Origin of the sequence: Flavobacterium frigoritolerans, assembly GCF_025847275.1 — a bacterium.
GTDB classification, from domain to species: domain Bacteria; phylum Bacteroidota; class Bacteroidia; order Flavobacteriales; family Flavobacteriaceae; genus Flavobacterium; species Flavobacterium frigoritolerans.
This window is the reverse complement of record NZ_JAOZEV010000001.1, coordinates 127392-139158: the sequence shown is the minus strand read 5'-3', so window position 1 is coordinate 139158 and position 11767 is coordinate 127392. Positions and strand designations below refer to the sequence as shown.

Genomic DNA, 11767 nt, shown 5'->3' with positions numbered 1-11767 from the left:
TACTAGTAAAAAATATTCTACAAGCCTTTTTCAGGTCTTAGATCTTCGAGAATAGGAGTAGCGATTGTTTTTACTTCTTTTTGTATTACTTCATTTTTTTGCTCAAAAATCACAATATTGTTTTTGCCTTTTTTAAGCCAACATCCCGGTAAGTATAATGTTTGTTGTGGGCCAACGCTCCAATAACGACCAATATTGATTCCGTTTACAAATACAATTCCTTTGCCCCAATCACGCATATCTAGAAATGTATCTCCAGTTTTACTAAGTTTAAAAGTACCTTGGTATAAAGTTGGGCGATTTGCTTTTGCTGAATTTTTATAAGCTATTAAATCTGGTTCAGTAGTCATTGGTAATTTATACATTTCCCAATCACCTGTAATAGTTTCCCCATTTATAATAACTGGACTTATAATTCCTTTATTATTGGCATTGATTTGTGAGCCGTAATTAATGCGTCCCATATTTTCGACAACAATATCTAACGTTGCATTAAATGGGATTTCGATTTCGCAATCGTATTTTTTATAATAACGATTTAACTCGGCTACTTTTTTTCCATTTACATATACTATCGCATAATCACGTAATCCATTCAATTCTAATTTTCCGCTAATAGGTTGTGTAAACTTTTTGCTGTACCAAACATAACCATCACCTTGATTTAATTGTTCAAATGTTTGCGGATTATCTTCTATTACAGGGGAGATTTTAGATTTTAAATCGGCTAGATCTACTGCTTTTACTAGTTTTATATCTGGAATAGTGATTACTGGTATTTGGCTAGGAATAGCAGGAGTTTCATTTGTTTTTAATAATTCTCTTAAAGCATTGTATTTTGGTGTTGCCCAACCAGCTTCGCTAATTGGGGCATCATAATCATACGATGTCATATCTGGCTGTATGTCATGTTCTTTATCATAATTAGCGCCTGAGGTAAAACCAAAATTTGTTCCTCCGTGTACCATATAATAATTAAAAGAGACTTGATTGTCCAGATATTTTTTTGTTTGTCTTACAGTCTGCTCAGGTTTTTGAGTAGGAAAAGGCTCTGCCCAATGATCCAACCAACCAGGATAAAACTCAGCTACCATGTAAGGACCTTGGTTATTATTAAATTGATTAACTACGGCCTTTAATTTTGCAATATCACTTTCGCCATTAGCAGTTGGTAATGCACCTGGTAAAGCGCCACCTTCAAATAACCAACTTCCATCAGAAGTAAAGAAAGGAACTTCAAAACCAATGTCCTTTAATTGTTGAAATACGGCTGCACTATATTTTTTATGCTCTTCGAGAGGTACATCTTTGCGTTGAGCAACATAAGAACCAAATTCATTTTCGCCTTGAACCATGATTATTGGTCCACCTTTGGTAATTTGTAAGTCTTTGACCTGATTATACAATTCGGTAAAATAGGCTTTGGTTGCAGCCAAATATGCTGTGTTGTAACCACGAATAACCATATCAGGAACATTTTGCAGGAACCACGGATAACCTCCAAATTCCCATTCGGCACAAACGTATGGCCCTGGACGTAAGATTACAAACAAGCCTTCTTCTTGCGCTATTTTTATATACTCGGCTAAGTTTTTATTTCCTGTTTTAAAGTCCCAAACTCCAGGAGTAGTTTCATGATAGTTCCAGAATACATAGGTTGCAACGGCATTTAATCCCATTGCTTTCATCATTTTTAAACGATGACGCCAATAAGGTTGTGGAATGCGAGAATAATGCATCTCTCCCGAATGTATTTGTACTGGTTTATTATTAAGTAAAAAGTTTCCATCGCTTATAGCAAAAGTTTGTTTTTGCTGCGCTAATAAAGGAGAGAGAGTAATGAAAGAAAATAGGAAGGCTAAATAAACTTTTTTCATTTTTAATTGAATTAAAGATTATAATTTATTGTGTATAACAAAAAGAGGGCACTTTATGATGGTGCCCTCTTGATGCAATTTAACTAACTTCAAAATTTTATTTTATTTAGAAAATTCTAAACCTTTTAATTTGTTCCAACCACCGCGTGTAAAATCTGGAATCTCTACTGGAGATGAATTGTTATCCAGTGAAATTTCTGTTAATGGACCTAAACAAGACCATTCAGCAAGATCGTATACATCCATATCAAGAGGTAATCCGTTTTGTAAACAGTGAATCAAACGGTAATCCATGATGAAATCCATTCCACCGTGTCCACCTACTTGTTTTGCTTTCTCTTCGATTCCTACTACAATTGGGTGTTTGTATTTTTCCATTAATGCTTTTTTCACATCTTCAGGCATGAATTTGTGTGCACTTAAGTTTTCATGATCTGGTTTAATATCTGAGCTAATTGATTTAGCATCTAATGCATAACCTTCTACTGGATATTTATTAGCAAATCCTTTAGTTCCACTAAGTTGATACATACGGCTGTACGGACGTGGAGATGTTACATCATGTTGAATTTGGATTGTTTTACCATTTTCTGTACGAATCATAGTCATAGTATGGTCTCCGTTTCTGAAATCTTTAACGTCGACACCTGATTTTTCTTTAATGTAAGCTGGATTTCCTACTGCTTTTGTATCCATAGAAACTAGGTAGTTCATCTTGTCACCACGGTGAATGTTTAATGCTTGACAAGCTGGCCCCATACCATGTGTTGCATAAATATCTCCACGGTGTTTTTTATTGTAATCCATACGCCAGTTATTCCAGTATTCTCCCCAAAATGGTTGAAGACCGTGAATATAAGAGCCTTCCGCATGAAGAATCTCTCCAAATAAACCTTGTTGAGCCATGTTTAATGTAGTAAGTTCGAAGAAATCATACACACAGTTTTCTAGCATCATACAGTGTTTACGAGTTTTTTCTGAAGTATCTATTAGATCCCAAATTTCTTTCATAGTCATTGCACCCGGAACTTCTATAGCTACGTGTTTACCATCTTTCATAGCTTGAGCACCAATATTAGCATGATGTTTCCAATCAGTTGCAATATATACTAGGTCTACATTTGGTAATGCTGTAACTTTTTTCCAAGCATTTTCATCTCCATAAAACTCCTGCGCTTTTGGAAGCCCTTGTTTTGTTAGAATTTCATTTGCTTTAATAGTATTTTCTTGAGTCATGTCGCATAATGCAACAATCTCTACTCCAGGAATATGTGTCATACGTTCTACTGCTCCTGGACCACGCATTCCGAGTCCGATAAAAGCAACACGAACGTTTGGAATTGGTGCTGTGGCTAAACGTAAAACATCTTTTTGTCCTTTAGCACGCGCAGGAGTAGGTGTCTTAATCATTTGGGCTGAAGAAGTAGCATATCCTAAGAAGAAGCAGGATATCAGAATAAATTTAAAGATACTAGTTTTCATGTTGAATTAATTTTAATTTAAAATTGTGGGCAATCTATTTTGGGATTGTCTTAGTTTTTTTTTATGGCAAAGTACTAAAATTTATACTTGGCTTATTATGCTTTAATGGTTTTGTAAATTTAGTTTTGGCTTTGGTGTATTTGTTAAAGAAACCACCATCTTTTAAAAAGAAGTATCCTTTTTCGACGCCACCAGAATAATCCATTCGATATCCTTTTCTTCCTGTATTATCTACTGTAAAAATAGCCGAATCTATTTCAGTCCAACTGCCTTTATCATCGCAATACCATTGATTATTAAACAAAACTTTGCGAGATTTATTTCCTTGTTGTGGTACGAAATTCTCTAAGAAAGAATGAAATCTTTTTAAATAAGTATTGGTTTGCGGACGATTAAAACTTGCAATTAGCATCCATTTGTTTAATTCGGGTGCATAAAAGTATGCGGTGTATGTAGTTGAGTTATCATTTTGAGGAACTCCGTTAAGCAAAAATTTATATGTCTTTCCAGCTTTCCAGTTATATCTTAAATAACTTTGTCCACCAGATCCTTCGTTTCCAAATTCACCAGTTTGTACATTTTCTCCTTTTTTAAGCATTTTAATTTTATGCGATTCAGGAATGCTTTTTGGATCATCTGTAACAAATGGGCTCCAAACAGAAAACAATACGCGACGCTCTGTTTCGGAATTTACCTGAATTCCAAAATAGCCTTCACCAAAACCGTTTGCCATATAATATGAACCTATTTTGTCTTCGTTTACAGGAACAGTAATTTCATTATAATACCATTGAACGTTTACTTTTTCTGGTACTTCGTAGTTTAAATGTACTGAAGGACCTCTTCGTCCCCAATGAAAAAAATTATCATCATTATTAGGTACAAAAGCAGTTTTTCCTTGAAGTGCTGAGCCACTAATGATTAATTTAGAAATAGAAGGAAAACTATTTTGTGTTTTACTAATTCCTTTTATTTTTAAAGCAACATATCCTGTATCAACAATTTTCCATTCTCCTATTAAAATAGGTCTTTTGTTGGTCTGGTCAAATTCGATCTTTTGTAATTCTTTGTTAATACCGAATTCTAATGTAGATTTTCCTTGAACATTCACATGCTCATCTGTAGAAATCCGAATCAATCCTGGAGTTGAAATCCTAAAATAAACGGTGAAGTATTCTTTAGGATCTGTCCAATTTTCTATTCCGTTATCGGTTATAGTATTATTACTTTCAAGGTTGTAAGAGCTAAAAGCATTTCCACCAAGAGGCAAATTGATTTCGTTTTTTGAATCTTGTGCTGCTACATTTGTACATAAAAGTAATAATGCAAGGAAAGAGAATATAATTTTAAAATATTTCATTTAGCCTGATTTTAGCTATTATTGATTTTTGCATTTAACTTCTTCAGAATCCCCCTTAATTACTAAGGAGGAATTCTAAAGAGAGCCTTATTTACTAACTAACCATAAAACTCAAAATTAGTTTTTTCAAAATCCTACTTATGGATTTTGAGTTAAAGTTCCAGGATATGCATTTATTTCCGATTGAGGAATATATTGCACTACTCTTGGACTTGTTGCTGGATAATCTACCATTGGTGTATGAGGACCAGGATAATGACGTGTCATTGTTTGTCCGTTTCTGTATACATCATACCCACGTTGCGCTTCAAAAGCTAGTTCCAGCTGGCGTTCTTCATCAATAAGCTGTACTGCATTTGTACTAGTTAAAGAAGTATATCCGCCACCTACGATTGATCTTTCTCTAACAATGTTTAAATTTTTAAGCGCATTTTGATAATCTGATTTTTTAGCATACGCTTCGGCCATATTCAAATACATTTCAGCCAATCTAGAGATAATAGGCGAGTGTAGGTGAGAGCTATTGTCTTGTAAAGAGCATTTCGTAACGTAGTACATAGGATATACACGATTTAACAACATCATGTAATCTTTTTCTCCTACATAAGTTTTACCAGCATAATTTATCGAATAACTATTTTCGGAAGCATTAACTACGGTAAGGTTGTAGTCTGTATTTGCTATAGTAATATAATATGAACCATTTGGATTAGTTTTAAGTGGTTGTTGTACATAGTTATAACCAGTTTGTGCTCCAGCAGCATTAAAAGCATCTGTTATAAAACGGAAAGCTTCTGTTTTATTGTTAGCAGCATCCAATGCATATTGAGGATCGATAAAAGCCCATCTTGCATCTTTCTTTAAACCAGATTTACGTAAAAGGTCTAAGTATTTCGCGCTTGCATACATTTCGCCCCAACCTTGTCCTTGAATGTTAGCGTACATACCACCAATACCATAATAATGATCGAAACCTGAGAACTCTGAAGCTACACGTTTAACAGCAAAAATAGTTTCTGTTTGTCCACTAGCGTCAGGTGCAAAAGTGTTGTATTTCATAAAATCGGCTCTGCTAAGTAAATTATAACGACCGCTATTAATTACTTTATTTGCATATTCGATAGATAAATCAGCATATTGTTGATTTGGTGTTTCATAAGTTCCACTCATGTATAAATATACTCTAGAAAGCATTGCTTGAGCAGCTTCTTTAGTTGCGTAAGCAGCAGTTCTGCTTTCATTCATTAAAGCTTCACCTTTTTTAAGATCGCTTATTGCTTGCTCATAACTTGCTTTTACAGTAGCTCTATCCGGAAGGTTAATGTTGGCAATATCTTCGGGTAATCCGTTTACAATTGGCACACCCAAATTAGTTTCTGGAGATTGTGCATAAGGTCTACCGTATGTTTTAACTAAATAAAAATAAACCATTCCTCTTAAGTAATAGGCTTCTCCTAATTGTTGATCCATTTTAGGGCTTTCTCCTTCAGAAATCATTTTCATCAAGTCGCTTGATTGTGAAATCACTTTGTAACTATTATTCCAGAAAGTAGATAATCTATCATTGACAGGGCTATGCTGATAAGAAATAAAAGTGTAGAACGCATCGGTAGAGGTTCCTCTAATCATGATGTTATCTCCTGGGTATTCACCAACACGGTGCATTACATCCGACCAGCCTTTAAGTTGTGCATAACACCCGTTAAGAAGTACTTCGACAGCAGCTTCTTTATCCTGCATGATTTTATCTTTTGTATATGAGCCAAATGGTTCTCGCTCCAGTTCACATGAAGATAGAAAACTAAGAGTAATAAATAATATGAATATTTTTTTCATGGTTTTGTTTTTTAAAGAGTAAGATTAAAACCTAATACAAATCTGCGTGTCTGTGGATATACAGAGGTTGAAACTCCTGTTATCGTTCTTACACCATTTCGCTCAAATGGAGGTATTTCTGGATCTACCCCTGAGAAATTAGTAATTGTAAACAAGTTTTCGCCTGATACAAATATTCTTAGGTTAGAAATATTCAAACGTTCAATAGACAAATTATATCCAAATGATACACTTCTCATTTTTAAGTATGATCCATCTTCTAAGAAACGAGATGATGCTTTATTTGAGTTACTGTTATTATTGTAAGAAGCTTGTGGGTGTGTAGCAATATCGCCTGGTTTTTCCCAACGACTCCATCCTTTTTGAAGGTTCATTTGGTTACGATCGGTATAAGCTCCATCCGAATCAAATTCTGCACGGGCATAGTTATAAATTTTACCACCTACTGAATAACTGAATGTTGCTCCAAAATCGAAATTTTTATAATTTAAGCTAGTCGAAAATCCTCCGTAATAAGATGGAGTATAGGCGTCGATAGCAATTTGATTTTTTGAAGCTTCACCATAGTCAGACGTTTTAACACGTTCACCAGCAGCATTGGTTGTAAACCATTCTGGTTTTCCATTATCAGGATTTACACCAGCCCATTCTGTAAGATACCAAGTATCAACATCTTTTCCAGGTGTTAATAGTTTGTTTGCTGAACCAGAAATACCTGTTCCGTCACCTACAATAATTTGTTGTTTTGTTCCGTAAAGACTTGTTACTTTGTTTCTGTTTAAACCAATATTAGCATCTACATTCCATCTCCAGTTTTCATTTTTAATGATATCTACATTTACAGACGCCTCAAAACCTTTATTGTTTACAGATCCAACATTTCTCCAAATACTAGTTACTCCAATTACTCCAGGTAAAGGAACTTCATATAATAAACCAGAAGTATCTTTATCGTAATAGTCTAATGTTATATTAATTCTGTTTAAAAGGCTAATATCTAGACCAACACCAGTTGTAAAAGTTTTTTCCCAGCTTAAATCTGGGTTACCTATTTGAGAAATAAGAGCTCCAGGATTCTCATTGTAGCCAGAAGATACAGAGTATAGTGGTAAGTGTAGATATAAACCAGTTGGTCTGTTTCCTACTGAACCATAACTTGCTCTAAGTTTTAAGTTGTTGATATAGTCAGCTTTAAAGAACTTTTCTTTATGAATGTTCCAACCACCACTAATAGAAAAGAAATTACCATATCTTGCATTTTCTCCAAAATTGGATGCTCCATCACGGCGAATAGAAAATTGCGCCATGTATCTGTCATCATAAGTGTAATTGATATTGGTAAACAAAGATTGAACAGCCCATTGCGATCTGTTTCCTTTAACTTTTTCGGGAACAGTAGCTGCATCTGCAACAATAAACCCAGGAGGTATTCCTGTTGAAACTCCTTCAGTACTTTTACCATTATATTCATTCCATTCGTATGCTGCAACTGCATTTATGGCATGCGCTCCAAATGATTTTTTAATGGTAAATAATTGACTGGTATAGAAACGATTATTACTAGTAGTTTCATCTGTAATTCTTCCTTTTACTGACAACCCTTCAGAAGATCTTGGATCTATGTAGGTCATTGAGTTATAATTTGAGAATGTATAGTTATTCGTAGAAGTGAATGATAACCAACTAGTAATTTTAGCATCAAAATCTAAATTGGATCGAACACTATATCTTTCAGATTCTCCGTAATTCCATTGTAAGTCATACAAATAGTTAGAACCTGTTGTATTTACCCAAGTAGGATTAGGTTGGTTTCCTACCAAAGTTCCATCAGGAAGATAAGGACTATCCCAAGGCATATTACCATACATTGCGCCTACAGAATGCTGTTTGTCTTCGGTTTCAGTACGTGTAATATTGGCTTGTGGACGTATGGTTAGCCAGTTATTTACTTTATAACTAAATTTTAAGAGTAAGTTATAACGGGTATAATCGTATCCTTTTATTGCACCAGTTTCATCATATACTCCTAGAGAAACGTAGCTTTTAAAAACATCACTACCGCCATTAATTGATAAGTTAAAATCTCTTGCGATACCTGTTTTTGTTGCATTTTTCCACCAGTCGTAATTTTTATTTCTTAATTCAGGAGTCCACCACCACGCATTACTAAAATCTTGCTTGTTAGGAAAGGAATCATACAAATCATATAATTCCTGACCATTCATAATATCAAAATTTCCTGGATTTACTGTTGTAGCGGCAGTTTTAATAGAGGCATTAATGGTTGCTTTGCCAGATTTCCCGCTTTTTGTAGTAACAATGATAACCCCGTTTGCCCCTTGAGATCCATACACAGCGGTAGATGCAGCATCTTTAAGCACTGTCAAGGTTTCGATATCGGCTGGATTCATATTTCCAGAGCTACTTCCTACGATAACACCATCAATAACCCATAGAGGGTCAGTGCTTCCGTTAACTGTAGTTTTTCCACGAATAACGATTTTACCAGCATCTCCTGGCTGTCCGTTTCCTGAACTTACATAAACTCCAGTTGCTTTACCAGCTAATAAATTCTCTACAGATGGAGTAGTAATATCTGTTAGTTTTTTATTGTCTAAGGTTTGTAAAGCTCCAGTAAGGCTCTCTTTTTTAATTTTGCTGTAACCAACGATAACTACTTCGTCCATTTGTTCTCCAGCTTCTTTTAGAGTAACAACGATAGGTCCTTTTCCAATCGTTACTTCTTGTTCTTGCATTCCCATGTAAGAAATAACCAGTACTGTTTGGTTATCTGCTACTTCAATGGCAAATTCACCATTGTAATCAGTTTGTACTCCAATACTAGTTCCTTTAATTAGGACATTTACTCCCGGAAGAGGTAATCCAGAGGCGTCAGTTACTTTTCCCTTAACGATTTTTTGTACAAACGCTAAATCAATCCTGTTATAAGTAGTTGATTTTGATGGAGCAGCTGTTGAAATTTGAAATGTTAAAGCGAACAATGAAAGAATTGTCAATTTAATTTCCTTCCTAGATGGTTGGTTAAACCATAAGTCTCTAGGCTTTTTTTTAATTAATAATTTCATACTCTTAAAAATGTGTTTGGTTAATAATTTGTTTTTGTGTTGTGTTAACTGGTATTCATTTTTATTATGATCTTTTTAAGGGATAATTGCCTTAAAATGAAATTGATCTTTTATGCTTTTTTAATATTAATTATCTAGTAAATTATTTTCTAAACCTTAAAAAAAAGTACGTTTTTTCCTGTTTATTATATTGCTATTTTTTAACATAAATTGTGTTTTATTTTTTAAGATATGACGAAACTATATATTTAATTTTTATTAAACAAGGAAAAGTATAAAAAATGTGCTCGAACACACTATTTTTGTGTTCTCGAGCACATTTTTTTTATTGAAAATGTTTTTTTAGTAATAAAATTCTAGTTTATTATTAAAAAAAAAGGAAGTCTAGCATTCATGTAAAAACAGGAATTTTACAGGTAATTATTATTAGATGAGGGAATAAATAAAAATATTACTGAAAAAGTTATGAATTTTATATAAAATGTTTCAATTGAATAGTAGATGTATTTAAAATAGTACTGTTAATAAAACAATAATATAGTATCAATAATGGTCTTTAGAATTGAAGTTTTAATGTGTTTTTTTGGTTGAGTTAATACTCTTGAATCCCTTCAAATATTGGAAGTCATTTGAAGGGGGTTGATTACTTAAATTTGAGCCAATTTTTGTAAAATCCAAATTGGAATATTAGAAATAAAAAAAGCGATTTTAAAAGAGATAATCTTACCTTTTGGTATTAAGTGTAAACAAGCCTATTTCTTTCCCTGAATCATTAAGCATTTGTAAATTTAAAACTTTAGAATTGGCTTTAATTCGTATTAAAGTTCTAATTCCAGTTTCAGGACCACCACCTATAACAAAATGATAGGAGTGATCGGTATTTGGTTCAAACATTCCGTATTCGTGTGTGTGTCCTGCAACAAACAAGTCGATTTTGTATTTTTCGAATAAAGTACCAAATAGTCTGCGGCATTCTGTAGTTCCGTGTTCTTCATCAGAATGATAATGAGGGATATGCATCATTACTACACGAAACGGAGCATTTTTAAAAGCTTTAGATTTCATTTGTTTTTCTAGCCAAACAGCTTGTTCTTCGCGATAAGAATCGTAATTAACAGTTCCACCATATACAGGATGAGAGTCTTTTTTATCTTCACCAGTATCTAAAACAATTGTAAAAACAGGACCCATCTGGAAAGTGTAATATTCCTTCTTGTTATAATTGTAATAATAATCTAATAGATTTCTTGAGAATTTACCTCTGGTTTCGTGATTTCCTCTCACAAACATAAAAGGTTTTTCTGCCGAAAATAAGCTGCAAGGATGGAGTAAATGATCGATTATTTGTTTTTCATCCGTTTGATAGTCAAACATATCTCCGTTAAGGAAAACAAAATCGTAGGGCTCATTTTGGTTGAGATGTATGAGTTCGCCAAAAGATTCCGGTCGGTCATGTATATCATTAAGAACCAGCCAGCTTACTTCTTTTGCTTTTGGGTCGAGTGTATTAAACTGATAGGTTTCACTGCTTATAATATTTCCAAAAGTGATTTTGTAAGGTTGGAAATCTAGAATTTGTTTAGAGAAAACCTTATAAAAATATTTGGTATCTGGTTTGAGATTTTTGAGTGTTACCGTATTGATTTTAGAGTTGGTATTCATCATACCGTGAGCACATTGTTGCGCTTTGGTTCCTAATTTCTCGGTTTCTCCATATTCTACCCAATTTAAGCAAAGTAGGTTCGTAAGCCACATTATTGTAATGCTATCACTTGTAGGAGCTTGCAAATAGGGCTTTGTTAAAAAATCATGTTTAGCGTCTAGTACTTCAGTATTTGTGTTTGATGCTAAAGCCGATAATGGTATGCTCGTTGCTATAACAGATCCCGAAATACCTGCTATAGTTTTTGTTAAGAAGGAACGACGAGAGTTTTTTTCTTCTTTCATAAAAGATAAAATTTTGGTTATTTATAATCTGTTGGATGTAATTATTTTTGATACATAGCTACATAGGTTAAGTACTTCCAAAAAAGGTATTTTACTTATTTAAAGCGGACATAGTTAGCTATGTGAAAGAAAAAAGTTTCTTTTTTGCATTCTTTTTGAGTTATAAGATCTATGTTTTT

At 33.7% G+C, this 11767-nt stretch carries 6 protein-coding genes; all 6 read right to left on the bottom strand.

The window, feature by feature from the left end:
• Window positions 1-17: 17 nt before the first annotated feature.
• Complete coding sequence (locus OIU80_RS00595; RefSeq protein ID WP_264285172.1) at window positions 18-1877, bottom strand: glycoside hydrolase family 35 protein; 1860 nt, start codon at window positions 1875-1877, stop codon at window positions 18-20.
• Between the two features lie 102 nt (window positions 1878-1979).
• Window positions 1980-3359 (bottom strand): Gfo/Idh/MocA family protein, encoded by a 1380-nt coding sequence (locus tag OIU80_RS00590; RefSeq protein ID WP_264285171.1) that lies wholly within the window; start codon window positions 3357-3359, stop codon window positions 1980-1982.
• 61 nt (window positions 3360-3420) lie between these two features.
• Window positions 3421-4719: a DUF3472 domain-containing protein gene (locus tag OIU80_RS00585; RefSeq protein ID WP_264285170.1), complete on the bottom strand. Its 1299-nt coding sequence runs from the start codon at window positions 4717-4719 to the stop codon at window positions 3421-3423.
• A gap of 138 nt (window positions 4720-4857) precedes the next feature.
• On the bottom strand, window positions 4858-6555 hold the full coding sequence (locus tag OIU80_RS00580) for a RagB/SusD family nutrient uptake outer membrane protein (RefSeq protein WP_264285169.1): 1698 nt from the start codon (window positions 6553-6555) through the stop codon (window positions 4858-4860).
• Between the two features lie 11 nt (window positions 6556-6566).
• Window positions 6567-9641 (bottom strand): SusC/RagA family TonB-linked outer membrane protein, encoded by a 3075-nt coding sequence (locus OIU80_RS00575; RefSeq protein ID WP_264285168.1) that lies wholly within the window; start codon window positions 9639-9641, stop codon window positions 6567-6569.
• Between the two features lie 723 nt (window positions 9642-10364).
• Window positions 10365-11588, bottom strand: a complete 1224-nt coding sequence (locus tag OIU80_RS00570; protein WP_264285167.1) for an FN3 domain-containing metallophosphoesterase family protein — start codon at window positions 11586-11588, stop codon at window positions 10365-10367.
• Window positions 11589-11767: the final 179 nt, after the last annotated feature.

Bases quoted from the DNA above. Each gene is read 5' to 3' on its own strand.
- OIU80_RS00595 (WP_264285172.1), bottom strand. From the start codon at position 1,877: ATGAAAAAAGTTTATTTAGCCTTCCTATTTTCTTTCATTACTCTCTCT.
- OIU80_RS00590 (WP_264285171.1), bottom strand. From the start codon at position 3,359: ATGAAAACTAGTATCTTTAAATTTATTCTGATATCCTGCTTCTTCTTA.
- OIU80_RS00585 (WP_264285170.1), bottom strand. From the start codon at position 4,719: ATGAAATATTTTAAAATTATATTCTCTTTCCTTGCATTATTACTTTTA.
- OIU80_RS00580 (WP_264285169.1), bottom strand. From the start codon at position 6,555: ATGAAAAAAATATTCATATTATTTATTACTCTTAGTTTTCTATCTTCA.
- OIU80_RS00575 (WP_264285168.1), bottom strand. From the start codon at position 9,641: ATGAAATTATTAATTAAAAAAAAGCCTAGAGACTTATGGTTTAACCAA.
- OIU80_RS00570 (WP_264285167.1), bottom strand. From the start codon at position 11,588: ATGAAAGAAGAAAAAAACTCTCGTCGTTCCTTCTTAACAAAAACTATA.